Source organism: Microbacterium xerophyticum (genome assembly GCF_053543555.1).
In genome coordinates this window covers 434,732-453,699 of record NZ_JBLVOB010000007.1, presented here as the reverse complement: position 1 = coordinate 453,699, position 18,968 = coordinate 434,732, and the positions used below count along the sequence as shown (strand labels likewise).

At 68.6% G+C, this 18,968-nt stretch carries 20 protein-coding genes; 15 read left to right on the top strand and 5 right to left on the bottom strand.

Annotation, left to right across the window (positions count from 1 at the left end):
* Positions 1–33: 33 nt before the first annotated feature.
* Positions 34–525, bottom strand: a complete 492-nt coding sequence (locus tag ACNPNP_RS13765; protein ID WP_448966596.1) for an inorganic diphosphatase — start codon at positions 523–525, stop codon at positions 34–36.
* Between the two features lie 43 nt (positions 526–568).
* The gene (locus ACNPNP_RS13760) at positions 569–1,180 is read right to left on the bottom strand and encodes a TMEM175 family protein (RefSeq protein ID WP_448966595.1); all 612 of its coding nucleotides are present in this window, start codon (positions 1,178–1,180) and stop codon (positions 569–571) included.
* A gap of 64 nt (positions 1,181–1,244) precedes the next feature.
* On the opposite strand from ACNPNP_RS13760, the gene tilS reads away from it, so the two are divergent.
* Positions 1,245–2,237, top strand: a complete 993-nt coding sequence (tilS, locus tag ACNPNP_RS13755; RefSeq protein WP_448966594.1) for a tRNA lysidine(34) synthetase TilS — start codon at positions 1,245–1,247, stop codon at positions 2,235–2,237.
* Positions 2,238–2,294: 57 nt separating this feature from the next.
* Here the strand turns inward: tilS and ACNPNP_RS13750 are convergent, their stop codons facing one another.
* The gene (locus ACNPNP_RS13750) at positions 2,295–2,888 is read right to left on the bottom strand and encodes a DUF937 domain-containing protein (protein WP_448966593.1); all 594 of its coding nucleotides are present in this window, start codon (positions 2,886–2,888) and stop codon (positions 2,295–2,297) included.
* Positions 2,889–2,973: 85 nt separating this feature from the next.
* Here ACNPNP_RS13750 and hpt point away from each other — a divergent pair, with 85 nt between their 5' ends.
* From hpt to ACNPNP_RS13700, 10 genes are all read left to right on the top strand, one after another.
* The gene (gene hpt, locus ACNPNP_RS13745; protein WP_448966592.1) at positions 2,974–3,525 is read left to right on the top strand and encodes a hypoxanthine phosphoribosyltransferase; all 552 of its coding nucleotides are present in this window, start codon (positions 2,974–2,976) and stop codon (positions 3,523–3,525) included.
* Positions 3,526–3,598: 73 nt separating this feature from the next.
* Positions 3,599–5,614: an ATP-dependent zinc metalloprotease FtsH gene (gene ftsH / locus ACNPNP_RS13740; protein WP_448966591.1), complete on the top strand. Its 2,016-nt coding sequence runs from the start codon at positions 3,599–3,601 to the stop codon at positions 5,612–5,614.
* Positions 5,615–5,616: 2 nt separating this feature from the next.
* A complete protein-coding gene (gene folE, locus ACNPNP_RS13735) occupies positions 5,617–6,231 on the top strand; it encodes a GTP cyclohydrolase I (RefSeq protein ID WP_448966590.1) in 615 nt (204 codons plus the stop codon).
* A complete protein-coding gene (folP, locus tag ACNPNP_RS13730; protein ID WP_448966589.1) occupies positions 6,231–7,028 on the top strand; it encodes a dihydropteroate synthase in 798 nt (265 codons plus the stop codon). The genes folE and folP overlap by 1 nt, the downstream gene beginning before the upstream one ends.
* Positions 7,029–7,030: 2 nt before the next feature.
* On the top strand, positions 7,031–7,408 hold the full coding sequence (gene folB / locus ACNPNP_RS13725) for a dihydroneopterin aldolase (protein ID WP_448967255.1): 378 nt from the start codon (positions 7,031–7,033) through the stop codon (positions 7,406–7,408).
* On the top strand, positions 7,405–7,968 hold the full coding sequence (gene folK / locus ACNPNP_RS13720) for a 2-amino-4-hydroxy-6-hydroxymethyldihydropteridine diphosphokinase (RefSeq protein WP_448966588.1): 564 nt from the start codon (positions 7,405–7,407) through the stop codon (positions 7,966–7,968). The genes folB and folK overlap by 4 nt, the downstream gene beginning before the upstream one ends.
* Positions 7,965–8,453, top strand: a complete 489-nt coding sequence (locus ACNPNP_RS13715) for a DUF3180 domain-containing protein (protein ID WP_448966587.1) — start codon at positions 7,965–7,967, stop codon at positions 8,451–8,453. Before folK ends, ACNPNP_RS13715 begins: the two co-directional genes overlap by 4 nt.
* A gap of 184 nt (positions 8,454–8,637) precedes the next feature.
* On the top strand, positions 8,638–9,162 hold the full coding sequence (locus tag ACNPNP_RS13710; protein WP_448967254.1) for a PH domain-containing protein: 525 nt from the start codon (positions 8,638–8,640) through the stop codon (positions 9,160–9,162).
* Entirely contained in the window at positions 9,159–10,871 is a 1,713-nt protein-coding gene (locus ACNPNP_RS13705; protein WP_448966586.1) for a PH domain-containing protein, read from the top strand. Before ACNPNP_RS13710 ends, ACNPNP_RS13705 begins: the two co-directional genes overlap by 4 nt.
* Positions 10,868–11,557 carry a DUF2520 domain-containing protein gene (locus ACNPNP_RS13700; RefSeq protein ID WP_448966585.1) on the top strand — a complete coding sequence of 230 codons (690 nt, stop codon included), beginning with the start codon at positions 10,868–10,870 and terminating at the stop codon, positions 11,555–11,557. Before ACNPNP_RS13705 ends, ACNPNP_RS13700 begins: the two co-directional genes overlap by 4 nt.
* A gap of 80 nt (positions 11,558–11,637) precedes the next feature.
* Here the strand turns inward: ACNPNP_RS13700 and ACNPNP_RS13695 are convergent, their stop codons facing one another.
* On the bottom strand, positions 11,638–13,452 hold the full coding sequence (locus tag ACNPNP_RS13695; protein WP_448966584.1) for a DUF2207 domain-containing protein: 1,815 nt from the start codon (positions 13,450–13,452) through the stop codon (positions 11,638–11,640).
* Between the two features lie 115 nt (positions 13,453–13,567).
* On the opposite strand from ACNPNP_RS13695, the gene lysS reads away from it, so the two are divergent.
* Positions 13,568–15,091 carry a lysine--tRNA ligase gene (lysS, locus tag ACNPNP_RS13690; protein WP_448966583.1) on the top strand — a complete coding sequence of 508 codons (1,524 nt, stop codon included), beginning with the start codon at positions 13,568–13,570 and terminating at the stop codon, positions 15,089–15,091.
* A 29-nt stretch (positions 15,092–15,120) separates the two neighbouring features.
* Here the strand turns inward: lysS and ACNPNP_RS13685 are convergent, their stop codons facing one another.
* Positions 15,121–16,242 (bottom strand): DUF4192 family protein, encoded by a 1,122-nt coding sequence (locus ACNPNP_RS13685; protein WP_448966582.1) that lies wholly within the window; start codon positions 16,240–16,242, stop codon positions 15,121–15,123.
* Positions 16,243–16,355: 113 nt separating this feature from the next.
* On the opposite strand from ACNPNP_RS13685, the gene ACNPNP_RS13680 reads away from it, so the two are divergent.
* The 3 genes from ACNPNP_RS13680 (at position 16,356) to ACNPNP_RS13670 (ending at position 18,945) form a co-directional block, all read left to right on the top strand.
* A complete protein-coding gene (locus ACNPNP_RS13680) occupies positions 16,356–16,532 on the top strand; it encodes a hypothetical protein (RefSeq protein ID WP_448966581.1) in 177 nt (58 codons plus the stop codon).
* Between the two features lie 124 nt (positions 16,533–16,656).
* Complete coding sequence (cls, locus tag ACNPNP_RS13675) at positions 16,657–18,111, top strand: cardiolipin synthase (RefSeq protein WP_448966580.1); 1,455 nt, start codon at positions 16,657–16,659, stop codon at positions 18,109–18,111.
* Between the two features lie 66 nt (positions 18,112–18,177).
* Positions 18,178–18,945, top strand: coding sequence for a hypothetical protein (locus tag ACNPNP_RS13670; protein ID WP_448966579.1), 768 nt, complete (start codon positions 18,178–18,180; stop codon positions 18,943–18,945).
* Positions 18,946–18,968 lie beyond the last annotated feature (23 nt).

Here is an 18,968-nt window from a genome sequence, read left to right as displayed (position 1 = left end):
ACAGCGGCCGGGGGCTTCTTGGGGGTCGAAAGCTCAGTGAGCGGTCTCGCCGGCGCGGACGATCGCCTCATCGAGGATGCGCTGCGCCTCGGCGGCGTCACCCCACGCGTCGACCTTGACCCACTTGTTCGGCTCGAGGTCCTTGTAGTGCTCGAAGAAGTGCTCGATCTCCTTCTTCGTGTACTCGGCGAGGTCGCCGATGTCCTGGATGTGCGCCCAGCGCGGATCCTTCGACAGCACGGCGACGAGCTTGTCGTCTCCGCCGGCCTCATCGCTCATCTTGAGCACGGCGACAGGGCGGACCTCGACGACGACGCCGGGGTAGATCGCGTGGTCGAGCAGCACGAGCACGTCCAGCGGATCGCCGTCCTCGCCCAGGGTGTTGTCGAAGTAGCCGTAGTCGGCCGGGTATCCGAAGGTCGTGTACAACACGCGGTCGAGGTGCACTCGCCCGGTCTCGTGGTCGACTTCGTACTTCACGCGGCTGCCGCGCGGGATCTCGATGACGGCGTCGTGTGCGCCCATGCGTGTGCTCCTCAGGAAAGACGGGTGGATGCCGGGGACAAGCCTACCTGTGCACTCGATCCAGCAGTTTCTCGAGTGGACTCGAGAACACGAGCAGCAGCAGCGCTAAATAACCGACGACGTGGACCCACGCAGCGATCGGCAGGGCGATGCAGAACAGGATGATGGCCGCGACGTCTCCGATCGCTCCGCGCCGGAGACGCTCGGCGGTGAACTCCGTCAGCTCCAGATGCCGCATCAGGTACAGCTTGCCGGCGAGCGTCGTCGCCTGCGTGAGGATCAGCGTGCCGATGTACAGCAGCGCCTGCAACGGGTCCGTCTCCATCTGGCCGAGCATCGCCGTCGGCACCGGCAGCCACACGATCGTGAGCATCCACGCCACGTTGATCCACAGCAGCGGACTCGAGATGCGCAGGACCTTCTCGTACTGCCGATGGTGCTCCGTCCAGAACACCGCTATCAGCACGAAGCTCAGCACGAAGCTGATGATCTGGCCCTGGTGCTCGGCCAGGAACTCTCCGGTGGGAATCTTCTCGGTCGCCGCCTCGGAGACCGATTCGAGAAGCGGCAGGATCAGCAGCGTCATGGCGATCGCCACGACGGCGTCGACGAAGGCCTTCAGCCGCTCGGGAGCGAACGTGGTGTGCTCGGTCACAGGCTCAGACTAGAGCCGCACACGATGCCGCGGATAGGCGCTACCGGTGCCGTACCGTTGTGCTGTGCCTTCCCTGTCGCCCGCCATCGCCGAGATCCGACTCGCTGTGCGCACCGCACTCGTCGAACTGCCGGAGGGGTCGACAGTCGTGGGCGCGCTCTCCGGGGGCGCGGATTCCCTGGCCCTCGTCGCTGCGACCGCTTTCGAGGCGCGTGCGCGGGGCATGCAGGTGGTGAGTGCGACGATCGATCACGGACTGCAGGACGGCTCGGCGGATGCTGCCGCCGCTGCCGCCGCGCACGCTCAGGCTCTCGGCATCCGCTCCGCGATCGAACGCGTGCAGGTGCGCCGCGATGCCGACGGCCCTGAGGCGGCGGCCAGGGACGCACGCTATGCCGCGCTTCGCCGCGTCGCCGCGGAGGAGAAGGCGACCGCAGTGCTGCTCGGGCACACGCTCGACGACCAGGCCGAGACGGTGCTGCTGGGTCTGGCCCGCGGCGCCGGTGCGGCGAGCCTGCAGGGGATGGCGCCGAGCCGCGTCGACGACGAAGGGCTGATCTGGCTGCGTCCGATGCTCGGGGTGCGGCGGGTGACGACCCGCGAGTTCTGCACGGCATCCGATCTCGCGCCATGGGACGACCCGCACAACCTCGACGGCCGATTCGCGCGTGTTCGAGTACGGGAGCGTGTGCTCCCGGTGCTGGAGAAGGAGCTCGGCCCTGGCATCGCAGAGGCGCTCGCGCGAACCGCGACGCAGCTCAGGGAGGACACCGAGGCGTTCGACGAGATGATCGGCGAGACGATCGAGGACATCGTCGAGCACGCCGAGGCCGGGATCTCCGTCAGCGTCGCCGCCCTCGCGGCGAACCCGACGGCTCTGCGCAACCGCATCATCCGCCTCGTCGCCCACAGCGAGTTCGGGGCGAGCCTCACGCGCACCCAGACGACCGAGGTCGCCCGCCTCGTCACGGAGTGGGCGGGCCAGGGGCCGATCGACCTGCCCGGATGCTCGGCCGCCCGGATCGGGGGCCGCATCGTCTTCACCGCGCGTTCCTGACAGACGCGCGCCGGTACGGCGGACTCAGGAACCGCTGAGCCCGCCGGAGCACCCGTGCTACTTCTTGCCGCCGAAGATGCTGCCGATGATCCCGCCGAGGTCGATGCCGCCGCCGGTGCCGCCGGAGGACGACCCGTCGCCGAGGATCCCGCCGAGCAGGTCGCCGATGCCGCCGCGCGAGCCGCCCTTGTCGCCGCCGCCGATCAGACCTCCGATGAGGTCGCCGATGCCGCCACCGGACTCCGCGCCCTCGGTCGTCGTCTTCTCCTTGTTCTTGTTCGCGATCAGGCCCATGATGATGGGCGCCAGGATCGGGAGGAGCTTGCCGAAGTCGATTCCGGCGGTCTTCTCGGACGCGTTGAGCTTGGAGGTGACCTCCTGCTTCTGGTCACCGAGGACGTGCGTGACGATCTTGTCGCCGTCGGCCTGATCGACCTCGTCCACGGTGGAGACACCGGTCTTGCCCTCGTGCTTCTTCAGCGCGTTCTGGATCGCCGTCGAGCCTTCTTCGCTCGCGGCGTTCTTCGCGAGTCCGCCGAGCAGCACCGCACCGCCCTGCTCGACCGCGGCCTTCGCGACGTCGGGCGTGACGCCCAGCTTCGCCGCGATGTCATCGATCGGCACCTGCGTGAGGATGTCGTCAAGAGCCATGGGATTCCTTCCTTCGGCGGGCGTCCGCGCGCCTCACCGCTCACAGTAGTGCGCGCGCACAGGATCGTGTCACTAAAATCGATGCATGCGCGCGGCTGAGATCCAGGACGACCTTTCCGACATCCTCGTCACCGAGGAGGAGATCAAGGCGAAGCTCGCCGAGCTCGCCGCCCAGGTCGCGAAGGACTACGAGGGCAAGGACCTGCTTCTCGTCGGCGTCCTCAAGGGCGCAGTGATGGTGATGGCCGACTTCGCGCGCGAGCTGCCGTTCCACGCTCCGATGGACTGGATGGCCGTGTCCAGCTACGGCTCGAGCACGAAGTCCAGCGGCGTCGTGCAGATCCGCAAGGACCTCGACACCGACCTGCACGGCAAGCATGTGCTGATCGTCGAGGACATCATCGATTCCGGCCTGACCCTGAGCTGGCTGCTGGAGAACTTCGAGTCCCGCGGACCGGAGTCGATCGAGGTGCTCGCGCTGCTGCGCAAGCCCGATGCCGCGAAGGTCGAGATCGACTGCAAGTACGTCGGCTTCGACATCCCGACCGAGTTCGTCGTCGGGTACGGACTCGACTTCGACGAGCGCTACCGCAACCTGCGCGATGTCGCCGTGCTCGCGCCGCACGTGTATTCCTGATTCCGGATCGCGGCGTACGCCGTGGGCGAATCCCAGCGGACCGTAAAGATCGGCGCGATACGCTGAACGGATCATGGACGTGAAGAAGATCACCCGGAATCCACTGGTGTATGTGGCGCTGATCGGTGTTTTGCTGTTCGGCGGGTTCCTGCTGATCTCGAACCTCGGCGCACCCAAGACGATCACCACGCAGCAGGGGCTCGACCTGCTCGCGGGTGACACGGTGACCGAGGTGACGAACACCGACGGCGATCAGCGCGTCGACATGACGCTGTCGAAGGCGTTCGAAGACTCCAAGACCGTCCAGTTCTACTACGTCGACGCACGCGCCGACGAGGTCGTCGAGGCGATCACCACCGCCGACCCGAAGGACGGCTTCAACGACGTCGTTCCTCGCGCCACCTGGTTCGACGGCTTCCTCTCGCTCCTTCTCCCGCTCGTGCTCCTCGGCCTGCTGTTCTGGTGGCTGCTCTCGTCGATGCAGGGCGGCGGCGGCAAGGTCATGCAGTTCGGCAAGTCCAAGGCCAAGCTCGTCAACAAGGAGACCCCGACGGTCACCTTCGCCGATGTCGCGGGCGCGGATGAGGCGATCGAAGAGCTCGAGGAGATCAAGGAGTTCCTGCAGGACCCCGCCAAGTTCCAGGCGATCGGCGCCCGCATCCCGAAGGGCGTGCTGCTGTACGGCCCTCCAGGAACGGGTAAGACCCTCCTCGCCCGCGCCGTGGCCGGAGAGGCCGGCGCACCGTTCTACTCGATCTCCGGTTCGGACTTCGTCGAGATGTTCGTCGGCGTCGGCGCCTCCCGCGTGCGCGACCTGTTCAATCAGGCCAAGGAGAACGCCCCGGCCATCATCTTCATCGACGAGATCGACGCCGTCGGCCGCCACCGCGGTGCAGGCATGGGCGGCGGCAACGACGAGCGCGAGCAGACGCTGAACCAGATGCTCGTCGAGATGGACGGCTTCGACCCGAACGCGAACGTCATCGTGATCGCGGCGACCAACCGTCCCGACATCCTCGACCCCGCGCTGCTGCGCCCCGGTCGCTTCGACCGTCAGATCGGCGTGGACGCGCCCGATCTCAAGGGCCGCCTGCACATCCTGCAGGTGCACGCCAAGGGCAAGCCGCTCTCCAAGAGCGTCGACCTCGAGGTCGTCGCCCGCAAGACTCCGGGCTTCACCGGTGCCGACCTGGCCAACGTCCTCAACGAGGCAGCCCTGCTCACGGCGCGCTCGAACGCCCAGCTGGTCGACAATCGCGCGCTCGATGAGGCCATCGACCGCGTGATCGCCGGACCGCAGCGGCGCACACGCGTCATGAAGGACCGCGAGAAGCTCATCACCGCCTACCACGAGGGCGGCCACGCGCTCGCCGCAGCGGCCATGAACTACACCGACCCGGTGACCAAGATCACGATCCTGCCGCGAGGCAAGGCGCTCGGCTACACGATGGTGATGCCCGTCGACGACAAGTACTCCGTCACCCGCAACGAGCTGCAGGACCAGTTGACCTACGCCATGGGCGGCCGCGTCGCGGAGGAGCTCGTGTTCCACGACCCCACGACCGGTGCATCGAACGACATCGAGAAGGCGACGAGCATCGCCCGCAAGATGGTCATCGAGTACGGCATGACCACCGACCTCGGCCCGGTCAAGCTCGGCTCCGAGGGCGGCGAGCCCTTCGCGGGCCGCGACATGGGCCGCGGTCGCGAGTACTCGGAGTCGATCGCCGAGCGCGTCGACACCGAGGTGCGCACGCTCATCGAGCAGGCGCACGACGAGGCGTACCAGGTGATCAGCGACAACCGCGACATCCTCGACCGTCTCGCCCTCGCGCTGCTCGAAGAGGAGACTCTCGATCACAACCAGATCGCCGAGATCTTCACCGACATCCGCAAGCTCCCCGAGCGGCCGCTCTGGCTGTCGAGCAACGAGCGACCGGTCTCCGACCGTCCGCCGATCGACGTGCCGACGCGCGTGATCCCCGTCGACGCCGCGGCCTCGATGGACGGATCGGCCGATGCCGCGGCATCCCGCGGCCAGACCGGCACCGCGCACGCATCCGGGCAGGCCCGGCCGGCGACGGCCTGATCGTGGCCGTCGACCGGGAGCGTGTCGAACGGCTGACCCGAGAGCTCCTCGAAGCGATCGGCGAAGATCCGGAGCGCCCCGGGCTCAGGCAGACACCGACGCGCATGGCGGAGCTGTACTCCGAGTTCTTCTCCGGCGTCGGCGAAGACGCCGCGGCACCCCTGGCCCGCACGATCAGCGTCTCGCGCGGGCCCGCGCCGGAAACTCTGCCGTCCGGGGCGGTGCTGCTGCGCGACATCCGCTTCCGCTCGGTCTGCGAGCACCACCTGCTGCCGTTCGCCGGGCACGCGCACATCGCCTACCTGCCGGGGGAGCAGGTCGTCGGCCTCGGCGCTCTCGTTCGCGTGGTCGAGATCCTCGCAGCCCGACCGCAGGTGCAGGAGCGCCTCGGCGAGCAGATCGCCGACACCATCGCGGAGCATCTCGACACCCGTGGCGTGCTCGTCGTGCTCGACGCCTCGCACGGCTGCGTCACGATGCGCGGCGGCCGCCAGAGCGAGGCATCCACGCTCACGATCGCCGCGCGCGGCGAGTACAGCGAGCCCGTGGCTCGGCAGGAGATCGTCGCGCTGATCGGCGGCGCTGCGGCCCAGCGGCACGCTCACGGAGCCCAATGATGACCGGTATCTGGGGCATCGTCAACGTCACACCCGATTCGTTCAGCGACGGGGGACGCCACAGCGACGCGGAGAGCGCGATCGCCCACGGGCTCGCACTGCGCGACGCGGGCGCGACCGTGCTCGACATCGGCGGCGAGTCCACCAGGCCAGGAGCCGTTCGTGTCGATCCGGCCGTGGAGCAGCAGCGCGTGCTGCCGGTGATCGAGGACCTCGCCGGTCGCGGCCTCGCGGTGAGCATCGACACGCTCAACGCGTCCACCGCCGCCGCGGCCGTGCGTGCGGGGGCGCGCATCGTGAACGACGTGTCAGGCGGCCTCGCCGACCCCGAGATGCTCGGCGCCGTCGCCGACTCCGGCGCCGACTTCGCCATCGGGCACTGGCGCGGACCATCCGACGACATGTACGCGCGGGCCGAGTACCGCCGCGCGTCGCGCGAGGTGGCCGGCGAGCTGCGCGAGCGGATCGGCGAGGCCGCGGCGGCGGGCATCGCCCCGGCCCGTTTGATCGTCGATCCGGGCATCGGCTTCGCCAAGGCCGGTGCGCAGAACTGGGATGTGCTGCGCGGCCTCGACGACATCACCGCTCTCGGCCATCGAGTACTGATCGGCACCTCGCGCAAGCGGTTCCTGGCCGAGACCCTCGACGGCGAAGCCGAAGTCGACGAAACGCGTCGCGATCTCGCCACGGCTGTGACCAGCGCGCTCGCCGTTCGGTACGGTGTGTGGGCGGTGCGCGTGCACGACGTCGCCGCCACCCGCGATGCGCTGGCGATCGCACACGCCTGGGAGGGATGAGCATGCAGGACCTGGACGAGATCCGACTCACCGGACTCACGGTGTTCGGACGCCACGGCGTCTTCGAGCACGAGCGGGAGGACGGGCAGGAGTTCGTCATCGATCTGCGCCTGCGCCTCGCACTGGCGGATGCCGCGGCATCCGATGACGTCGTCGACACGGTCCACTACGGCGAACTGGCCGAACAGGTCGCGGCAGTGGTCGGCGGCGAGCCGGTCAACCTCATCGAGACCCTCGCGCATCGCATCGCGGATGTCGTGCTCGCATATCCGCGTGTGAACGACGTCGACGTCACCGTGCACAAGCCGCACGCCCCGATCCCGCTGACCTTCTCGGACGTCGCCGTCACGATCAGCCGTTCGCGGAAGGACACCCGGTGATCCGTCGGCCACCCCCCGCGCGCCCCGACCCTCGTCCCGGCCGCGAGCCGGTCATCGCCGTCATCGCGCTCGGTGCGAACCTCGGAGATCGCCGCGAGACGATCCAGCGTGCGGTGGACCGCATCGCACGACTCCCGCTCGTGGACGATGTGCGACTGTCCGAGCTGCACGAGACCGTCGCGGTACGTCTGGACGGTCCCGATCCCGATGCGCCCGGCTACGTCAACGCGGTCGCGCTCGTGTCCACCCGTCTCGCACCGGAAGTGCTGCTGGGGATGCTGCATGCGGTCGAGGAGGAGCACGGCCGCGAACGCCGCGAGCGCTGGGGCGACCGCACTCTCGACCTCGATCTGATCACCTACGGCGACGTCGTCTCGGACGACCCGCGCCTGCTGCTGCCGCATCCGCGTGCCGCGGAGAGGCTGTTCGTGCTCGACCCGTGGCTGAGCCTCGATCCCGAGGGCGAGCTCCCCGGCCGCGGCCGGATCGCCGAGCTCGCGGCTGCGCTGCGAACGGATGCCGCTGACGATGCCGCAGGGGCGGGCACGGAGCACGGATGAAGCGCACCTCGGCGGCGGTCCTCCTGCTCCTCGCGCTGGTCGGCGGTGGGGCGGGTTATCTCGTCGACCATCTGCTGACCGTGTCCGGCCGGGCGACATTCGCCCCGTCCGGATTCCTTCCCGTACTGCTCGTACTGCTCGCCGCCGCCGTGCTGGCCGTCGCCTGGCCGGTCAGGCGCAGCGTGCGCGGCAGGACTCCAGGGCGCATCGATCCCTTCCGCGCGATGAGGGCCGCGACGCTCGCGCGCGCCTCGAGCCTGCTCGGCGCGATCATGGCGGGTTTCGGAGGCGGCCTGCTGGTCTTCCTCCTGTCGCGTCCGGTTGATCCCCCGGTAGGGTCGGTTGTGGCGATGGCCGCCCTCGTGGCGAGTTCGCTCGTCCTCGTGGTGGCCGCTCTCGTCGCCGAACAGTTCTGCACTCTGCCGAAGGATCCTGATGACCGACAGCCAGACGACCCCTCCACCGGAGCCGACGCCGGGCGCTGAGCCGACACCTCCGTCGCAGGTGCCGAACATCCCGCAGGTCGCGCCTGCGCCCCCGGCATCCGCACCGCAGCATCCTGCACCTCCGCTGCCGAACGTCACTGCCCCCGCGGCGCCGCCCGCTGCGCCGTCCGCACCCGTCGCGGCACCGCACGCGCCGTCGGCCGCTCCTGTCTCCACGCCGCCCGTGCTGGATGAGGGCACGTACGACAAACTCCGCGAGCCCCGCGGCGCCGGCCGCATCGACCTCGACGGGAAGTGGCATCAGATCTCGCCGCGCTACGTCGTGTCGCAGTTCCTGCAGAACGGCATCTTCCTCGCGGTCGTCATCGCGGTGGCGCTCATCGTCGGCCTCGCCTTCCACCAGAACTGGGTCTGGATCCCCGCAGGTTTCGTCACCCTCATCACCGTCATCACGCTGGTGATCCTCCCTCGTCAGGCGAAGGCGATCGGATTCATGCTGCGCGCCGACGACATCGTGTTCCGCAAGGGCATCCTCTGGCAGCGGATCATCGCCGTGCCCTACGGACGCATGCAGCTCGTCGACATCACGCACGGGCCGCTGGATCGCGCGTTCGGCGTCTCCCAGCTCAAGATGGTCACCGCAGCCGCGACGACAGGCGTGCAGATCCCCGGGCTCACCCAGGCCGCCGCGGAGGCGCTGCGCGACACTCTCATCGAGGTCGCCGAGACCCGACGGACCGGCCTGTGAGCTCGCCGCAGAATCCGGATCCCTCAGCGGCGCAGTCGCCGCTGCCTCCGGTGCCGCCTCCGCCTGCGGGCAGCGAATCGCTCGCCGACGGCGAATGGCACCGACTGCATCCCCTGACCCCGCTGTTCAAGGGCGGGCTGGTGCTCATCATCGTGGCCGGCATCGTGCTGAACAACTTCCGCGACCGGATCATCTACTGGGCCATCGGGCTGTTCGCGCCGGAGGAAGCGCACGTCGGCGACTACTCCGGCGGCGACCCGGTGGACTGGGTTCTGGAGAACAACCTCATCCTGCTGGCTCTTCTCATCGTGCTCGGCGTGCTGATCGTGCTGATCGTCGGGTTCTGGCTGGTCTGGCGGTTCCAGGAGTTCCGCATCTCCGACGAGCACGTCGAGGTGCGCAAGGGCATCATCTTCCGCTCGCAGCGGCGGGCGCCGCTGGACCGGGTGCAGGGCGTCAACCTCACGCGGCCGTTCCCTGCGCGGCTGATCGGGATGGCCAAGCTGGAGGTCGTCGGCGCGGGTACTGACGCGAACGTGCCGCTGGAGTACCTCTCCACGACCAAGGCCGAGACCGTGCGATCGGACATCCTCCGACTCGCGTCCGGCGCCAGGGCCGCGCGCGAGGCCAGGCAGCGCGGCGGTGCGCCGCAGGGCGCTCCCGCCGCCGGTGGTGCCACGTCGATCCGCTCCCAGCTCATCGGGTCGGTGAACGGCGGCGTGAACGACCTGATCGGCGGCGTCGACCTCAGCGACGTCGCACCGGAGAGCGTGGTCAAGATCCCGACCGGGCGCCTCGTCGGATCCCAGGTGCTCGCCGGTGTGCTGTGGCTCGCCTTCTTCCTTCTCATCTTCGGCGTGACGCTCGCGTTCGTCATCCCGGCCATCCTCGCCGACGACGACGGCGATGCGTGGATCGGAGTGGTCGGGATCACGCTCGGTGTCGGCGTGCCGTTCGTGATCGCGGCGTTCGCCATCGTGTGGGCGCAGATCTCCCGGTCGCTGCGGTACTCGATCGCACCGACGCCCGACGGCGTGCGCATCACGTTCGGGTTGTTCACCACCGTCACCGAGACGATCCCTCCCGGACGCATCTTCGCCGTCGAGGTGACGCAGTCCATCCTGTGGCGACCGTTCGGCTGGTGGACCATCAAGATCAACCGGATGAGCGGCAAGAGCGTGTCGCAGCAGCAGTCCGGCACCGCTCAGCAGTTCAACATCGTGCTTCCCGTCGGCACGCGCGCCGACGTCGAGCGCGTGCTCGCGCTCGTGCTCCCCGACATGCCGGAGAAGGACCGCCCTCTCGTCTGGGAGCAGGGGATCTTCGGGCCGCAGGCAGGAGACCCGTACCACGTGCTGCAGAAGCGCGGCTGGTGGCGTCGGCCGTTCTCGTGGAAGCGGCACGGCTTCGCCGTGACCGATTTCGCCGTGATCATGCGGCGCGGCAACTTCTGGCGCAAGCTCGCGGTGTTCCCGCTGGCCCGTCTGCAGGGAGTGTCGGCAGCGCAGGGACCGATCGATCGCGCGCAGCGGGTCGCCATCCTCAAGGTGCACAGCGTCACCGGTCCCGTCCTCGGCGACGTCGTCGGCATCGAGAGCGTCGACCTTACGGCGGCCGTCGACGACATCTCGCGCCGCGCAGCGGCGGCAGCGGGCCGGGATCAGAGCCACCGCTGGGCTCAGGATGCTGCGCACGAGAGGTCTGCATGAACCGTGACGGACGGCTCGGCGTCGGCATCATCGGCGCCGGACGGGTCGGACCGGTGATCGGTGCTGCGCTCGCGGGCGCAGGTCACGCGATCACGGGCATCACGAGCGGTTCGGACGACGATCGTGTGGCCGGAGTGCTGCCCGACGTGCCGGTGCTCGATGTCGCAGAGGTGCTGCGCCGCAGCGAGCTGGTGGTCGTGGCGGTGCCGCATGACGAGCTCCCAGGACTCATCAGTGGCCTGTCGGAGCTCGGGGCCTGGCAGCCCGGCCAGCTCGTGCTGCACACGGATCCCTCGTACGGCATCGGGGTGCTGGAGCCGGCGCAGCGCGCGGGTGCCATCCCGCTCGCCGTGCATCCGGCGATCTCGTTCACCGGCACCTCCATCGACCTGCGACAGCTGCACGCGAGCTTCGCCGCCGTCACCGCGCCCGCACCTGTGCTGCCCATCGCCCAGGCACTCGCGGTCGAACTCGGTTGCGAGCCGATCGTGATCGACGAGGACGACCGCGCGGCCTACGCGGAGGCGATCGCCACCGCATCCGAGTTCTCGAGGGCGATCATCGGACAGTCGACGTCGCTCCTGCGCGGCATCGGTGTGGAGAACCCCGGCGGGTACCTCTCGGCGCTCGTGCAGTCGACCGTCGAGCGTGCGCTGCGCGAAGCATCCGACCCGCCCATCATCTGACGCGCCCGCCGCCACGCCAGATGGTCTGGGTTCTCCCAGCCCAGGCGCGCCGAAGGGGAGTCGCCGCGAGAGCCGGCGACTCAGCGGCCTCCGGAGAATCCGCCTCCGCCGCCGCCTCCGGAGAAGCCGCCCCCGGAGGATCCGCCGTAGCTCGACGAACTGCCGGTGCTCGGCGCGGAGTACGTAGAGGAGGCGTGCGTCGCGGCGGTCAATGCGTTCATCCGGATGACGATGCCTGCGGCGGAGCCGTCGACCCACCCCGGCGACTGCTGCTCGTGGGCGTAGTTGACCTCGAGCACCTCGCCCCATTCGCGCTCCTGCCCGAAAAGGATCGCGTAGGGGAGCAGCTTCTCGTACACGTGGATGATGTCGACGGAGCCGTCACTGCGCCGCCCCGCGCCCGAGTACGACTGCAGCATCCGCAGCCGATCGGCTTCCGCGACACGGATGAACTCGCGTACGCCCTCCAGATACTCCAGTTGCAGGGCACCCGCCGGGGTGAGCACGGTGTGCTTCTTGAATGCGATGACGCTGGAGACGATCACGACGATCGCGCACACCAGAGTCGCGAGGAACACCGGACCGGCGGATGCCCTTCCCGTGAAGAGCCCCCAGCACAGCAGGCCGATCATCACCGCGAGCGCGACGAGGGAGAGCATCTGGATCACCTGTGCGGGCCTGCTGCGCGCTCGCGTGGTCAGACCCCGCTCCTCCGCGGCCTTCGGGGCGGCCTTGAGGAGTCCCGTCATGCGCTTCGCGAACGCCGCGCTGTTCTTCGGCATCTTCATGACGATCCCGGGTTCGGTGTTGTTGAAAAGTGCCTTGAGGGCGCGCTCGTCCAGGGGATCGGGGATCGGACCGTCGAGGCGGCGCAGACGTGGGCGCCGCTTCTTCGCCGTCCCCTCCTCGGGGAGATCCTCCAGGCGCAGCATCCCGCGCACCGCGAGGTGCACGATCTGAGCGGTGAGGGAGTTCTTCGTCTTCGGGACGATGGCGCTCGCCAGGAGCGGCGGCATCGAGTCGGGCACGTCGTACTGGGCGACGATGATGCCGGTGCCGCGTCGGCGGGAGCGGATCATGGCGCTCGTGGCGAACCAGCCGCCGACCGAGAGCAGCGCTGCGCCACCGCCGACCGCGTATGGCAGCGCATCGGTGGCCGCGTTGGGCTGCCGTGCGGAGGGCTGCGTGACCGTGCCGGGCTCCAGGGCGATCGCGACGGTGACGCCCTCGCCGGCGGCGAGATCGTTCGCCGCCACGCTGAACACGCCGGCTTCCTGGCGGAGGTCGCAGGTGTCGGTGGAGCCCTGCGGCCCCTGATAGCAGGAGGACGCACCGGTCAGGTGCGCGGCCAGCTCTTCATCGAACACGACCTCCGCACGGAACGCGTCGATGTCCTGGGTGCTGTCCAGTGGTAGCAGGTCCCAGTAGAACTCGTCCACGTTCGTGCCCCGCGCCGGAAGGATGACGTCGTGCATCGCGTACTCGATGACGTACGTCGTCGAACCGTGCACGAACTCGTCGTCGCCGGTGAGCACGTACACCAGTCCGTCGTCGGTCTCGATCTCGTAGGGGACGTCGTCGCCGTTCTCGTCGCGCACGGAGATGATCGAGGTGTCGAGGCCCGCACCCTGGTAGTGGTCGGGGAAGCCCGCGACGATGCCTCGGTTCTGGTCGGAATCGGGGAACTCGGCGACGCGGGTCTCCACCACGTGCAGTGTCGCACGCCCGTCGTCGTCCATACCGACCTCGTACGTGGCCTCCCACGAGGAGAAGTCGAAATCGTCGACGCCCCCCTGCGGTTCGGTGGCGGATGCCGCGGCCGGCGCAGCGGTGAACATCAGGGCGGTCGCCGCTCCGAGGAGAGCGACCGATCGGGGCAGTGATCTCCGGATCATCCTTCGAGCGTATCGAGGGTCGGTGAACGGTTCTCGGCCGGTGCGGTGCGGCTGCACGCGCGGCGGGGGCGTGCAGGGCAGACCGGTAAACTGGGCGGGACTTCAAGGAGCTCTTATGACCACCGCGCCTGACGCGCCCGCATCCACCCCCGACGACGCCGAGGACGTACACGAGCAGAAGGCCGTGCGCCTCGCCAAGCGTGAGCGCCTGATCGCGCAGCGAGTGGATGCCGCAGGAGGGGCTTTCCCGGTCGCCGTGCCGGTGACGCACATGATCCCCGCTCTGCGCGCAGAGTACGGCGAGCTCGAGGCAGGCACCGAGACCGGTGTGATGGTGGGCGTGGCCGGACGGGTGGTCTTCAGCCGCAACACCGGCAAGCTCTGCTTCGCCACGCTGCAGGCCGGCGACGGCTCGCGCATCCAGGCCATGATCTCGCTCGCCGAGGTCGGCGAGGACTCCCTTGCACGCTGGAAGGAGTTCGTCGACCTCGGCGACCACGTCTTCGTGCACGGTCAGGTCATCTCCAGCCGACGCGGTGAGCTGTCGATCATGGCCGATGACTGGGCGATCGCGTCGAAGGCGATCCTGCCGCTTCCCAACGCGTACTCCGAGCTCAGCGAAGAGGGGCGGGTGCGCAGCCGTTACCTCGATCTCATCGTCCGCGAGCAGGCGCGCAACACCGTGCGCGCTCGCGCCGCGGTGAACGCGAGCCTGCGTGCCACGTTCGGATCTCATGACTACCTCGAGGTGGAGACCCCGATGCTGCAGGTGCAGCACGGCGGGGCATCCGCGCGCCCGTTCATCACGCACTCGAATGCCTTCGACACCGAGCTGTACCTGCGCATCGCGCCGGAGCTCTACCTGAAGCGCGCGGTCGTCGGCGGCATCGAGCGGGTGTTCGAGATCAACCGCAACTTCCGCAACGAGGGCGCCGACTCCACGCACAGCCCCGAGTTCGCGATGCTGGAGGCCTACCAGGCGTACGGCGACTACAACCAGATGGCCGAGCTCACGCAGGAGCTCGTGCAGCAGGCCGCGATCGCGGTCGCTGGCTCGACCACCGTCACCTGGGCCGACGGCACCGAGTACGACCTCGGCGGCGAATGGGACCGTGTCTCGATGTACGAATCGCTGTCCGAGGCAGCCGGTCGCACCTTCACGCCCGATGACGCGGTCGAGGATCTCATCGCCTTCGCCGAGGCGAACGGCGTCGACGTGCCGTCGCACGCCATCCACGGCAAGCTCATCGAGGAGCTGTGGGAGCACTTCGTGAAGGGCGATCTCGTTCGCCCCACCTTCGTGATGGACTTCCCCGTCGACACCTCTCCTCTGGTGCGCGAGCACCGCTCGATCGCGGGCGTCGTGGAGAAGTGGGATCTGTACATCCGCGGCTTCGAGCTGGCGACCGGATACTCCGAGCTCGTCGATCCGGTCATCCAGCGCGAACGCTTCGTCGAGCAGGCGAAGCTCGCGGCATCCGGCGACGTCGAGGCCATGCGCGTCGACGAGGAGTTCCTGCGGGCGCTCGAGCACGGCATGCCGCCGTCGGGCGGTATGGGCATGGGCATCGATCGTCTGCTCATGGCGATCACCGGCCTCGGCATCCGCGAGACGATCCTCTTCCCCCTGGTCAAGTAGCACCACCGGTCGCTGACGGCCGGCCGCCGTCAGCGCGCGTCGCCGCGACGGAACGACCATTCCGGCAGCATCGCGGCGTCGATCATGCTGCTGATCAGGCACGCGAGCGAGTAGCTCGGATCGATCTCGCTCACCAGTCGCAGGTAGTGGGCGGCGTGCGACGATCGACCGAGCGCCCACGACAGCCAGGCTGCGGCGGTGAGCGGCGCCGGCCTGGACGCGCGCGGCGCCCTGGCGGCCGCACCTCGCGCCACGGTCAGTGCGATCTTGAGACGGTCGGCGTCCGGACGCGGACCGTGACCGAGGAACACCCTGCCCAGGTCGTCCGGAACGGTCTGCGCGCCCTCGGAATAGGCGAGCTGTGCGGTCAACGCGCGCTCGCCGGTGGGCAGGTCGGTCGCCCACTGCAGCAGGGCGACGTCGCGGTAGCGCGGTCGCTCCATGCACCACAGGAGCGCTGCGGTCGCGAAGGGCGGCAGGTTCTGGGGCGAGTCGAGCAGCTCTTCGAAGAACAGCGGCAGCTCTTCGAGCACGACGGCAGCGGCGATCGCCTGCGGGTTCGTGCGCTCGTCGTCTGCGAACCCCTGGCTCTCGTGCGCGAGCAGATCGGAGAGCTGCGCCAGTGCGCGCCCGACCCGCTCCTTCTCCGCGAGATCGACGACGGGCAGTGCAGCGCCGGATTCCTGGTCGCCGGAGACGTCGGCGAGCCCGGGTATCGACGGGACGGCGGGGATCTCGTCCACCGCGCGGAGCACGGGCTCGTCATGCAGATAGCTCGCCCATCCCTGCGAGGTCACGCAGAGCGCATCGACGATGTGCAGGCCCAGGTCTGCGGCGAGCCCGAGCAGTTCGTCGACGAGGATGCTCGACGGAAGCACGAGCCCGTCGGGAGTGTGCTGCGGCGGCTCGTCGGTGTAGACGACGACCGCGACGGCATCCGTGCCGCCGACCCGGGTCAGCAGACCGATCGCCGCGTCGACGTAGTCGTCGAGGTCGATGTCGTCATGCGGCAGATCTATGCGCATCGCACCGTGGGCGCGGGAATGCTGGAACGGCAGCAGCACGATGCTCTGCCGCGGCGTGAACCCGGCGAGGGCCGGGACGAGGCCGAGGAACTCGGCGGAGTCTGTGGCACGAAGGACTGTGTTCATGCCGTGAGTGTCGCGCACCGGAGGCGGCGAGATCGGTTGTGCACAGGGCAGCGCAGCGTCGCGGAGAGGTGCAGAGAGAGTCGGGCGGTGCCGCGTCGACGTACGATGGAGGTATGGATGAATTCTGGGTCGCCGCAGCATGGTCGCTTCTGCCGACCATCGGAGTGAGCCTGGTCTTCTTCATCGTGATGCGCAGCATCATCCGCTCCGACCGCACAGAGCGGAAGGCGCATGCGCGGATCGAGGCCGAAGAGCGCGCTGCCCGCGGCCTTCCGCCCCGCACCTCCTGAGCCGACCCGCGCCTTCGCCGCACGGCGGCGTCCCACCGCGCCTGCCGGCCGTGTCGCCGGCACAGACTACGCTGAGGCCTACGCCGCATTCGGCGAAGCGCGCGGTGGACGTCGGGAGTGTCGCATGGATCAGTGGCCGTGGTGGGTGCTCGGCATCGCCATCGTCATCGATCTCGCGATCCGTGTCACGGCGATCATCGTCATACCTCGCAACCGTCGTCCGACGGCCGCGATGGCGTGGTTGCTCGCCGTGTTCTTCATCCCGTACATCGGCGTCATCCTCTTCCTCGTCATCGGCAACCCGCGGCTTCCGCGTGCTCGACGTCGCAAGCAGGATCAGATCAACGCGTACATCGCGGAGACAGCGGATCAGCTGCACTTCGGAACGCTGAGGCCGAATGCGCCGGAGTGGTTCCCGCCTCTCGTCGCGATGAACCAGAAGCTCGGCGCTCTGCCGATCTCGGGCGACAACGGCGCCCACCTGATCAGCGACTATCAGGGATCGCTGGACGAGATGGCCGATGCCATCCGTGCCGCGGACGACTACGTCCACGTGGAGTTCTACATCCTTCAATCGGATGCGTCGACCGACAACTTCTTCCGTGCCATGGAAGAGGTCGCCGCTCGCGGTGTCACGGTGCGGGTGCTGCTCGATCACTGGGCGAACCGCTGGAAGCCCCGCTATCGCAAGACGATCAAGCGCCTCGACGCGATGGGGGCCGACTGGCACCTCATGCTGCCGATGCAGCCGCTGAAGGGCCGCATGCAGCGCCCGGATCTGCGCAACCACCGAAAGCTCCTGGTCGTCGACGGCAACGTCGCCTTCGTCGGATCGCAGAACGTCACCGACTCGACCTACAATCTGCCCAAGAACATCAAGCGCGGACTGCACTGGGTCGATCTGATGGTCAGGGTCGACGGCCCGATCGTGCTCAGCGTCAATGCCATCTTCCTCAGCGATTGGTACAGCGAGACCGACGAGGTGCTCGGCGAGATCGACATCACGCAGGCCGAGATCGGCAGCGGAGACCTCGACTGCCAGATCGTGCCGTCCGGCCCCGGCTACGAGGTCGAGAACAACCTGCGGCTCTTCCTCACGCTGCTGTACGCCGCCCGCGAGAAGATCATGATCGTGAGCCCCTACTTCGTGCCGGACGAGGCTCTGCTGCTCGCCGTCAGCGCTGCCAGCGACCGAGGAGTCGAGGTCGAGCTGTTCGTGTCGGAAGAGGGCGACCAGGCCATGGTGTACCACGCGCAGCGCAGCTACTACGAGGCGCTGCTGCGTGCGGGCGTGCGCATCTGGATGTATCGCAGGCCCTACATCCTGCACACCAAGAGCCTCACGATCGATGATGAGGTCGCCGTCATCGGCTCGAGCAACATGGACATGCGCTCGTTCGGTCTGAACCTCGAGATCTCGATGCTGGTGCGGGGGGAGGAGTTCGTCGCCGAGATGCGTGCTGTCGAAGACGAATACCGTGCCTTCAGCCGGGAGCTCACGCTCGAGGAGTGGTTGCAGCAGCCACTGCGCTCAACCGTGCTCGACAACCTCGCCAGGCTCACATCCGCGCTGCAGTGAGCGCCGCCTCGACGGGATGTCGCGCACCGCACTGACACGTCGGCGGCGGACGACTAATCTGAGGGCATGACCTCCCCATCGCGTCTCGTCCTGGCCGCCTCGACCGCGCTCGCCGCCGCACTGCTCGTGGCAGGCTGCGCACCCACGTCGAGCGCACCGGCGCCGGCGCCGACGAGCAGCGCGACGTCGGACGGCTCAGGCTCGGCCACGCAGCCGCGAGGGGAGGACGACGTCGAGGCCGCGTGGCTGGACGGCGGCCGCATGTTCGCCATCGTGACCTGGGGTTCATCGACGTGCGTCCCGATCGTGGACGAGGTCACCGGTGACGGGCAGAAGGTGACCGTGTCACTGAGCGATTCGCCCACCTCCGGCGACGCCGAGAAGGCGTGCACCTCCGACCTCGCGGCGCGCGCGAGCGTCGGAGCGATCCCCGAAGGGGTGGATCCGACCAAGGACGTCGAGTTCATCGTCACGCTCGGCGACGTCACGGACGACGTCGATCTCGACGGGAACCCGGATCTCACCGCGACACCCGGCAGCTCGACCGACTACGCACCGAGCGCCGGCTGGTTCGACGACGAGGGCGTGGTGCTGTTGACGTGGGGCTCATCGACCTGCCCGCCGATCGTCGAAGGCCTCGAGCAGCAGGCCGGCGGCGCGACCGTCACGTTCACGACCGAGGACGGCATGTGCACCATGGACATGGCGCCACGCGCGACCGTGCTCGGGTTCAGCGACGACGACGACAGCGACGACGATGCGGATGACGGCGAGTTCGTCCTGACCTTCGTCGGCGGCAACCTCGACGCGACGGTGCCGGTGCTCAGAGGCTGAGCCGTCGCTGATCGGCGCGGGTT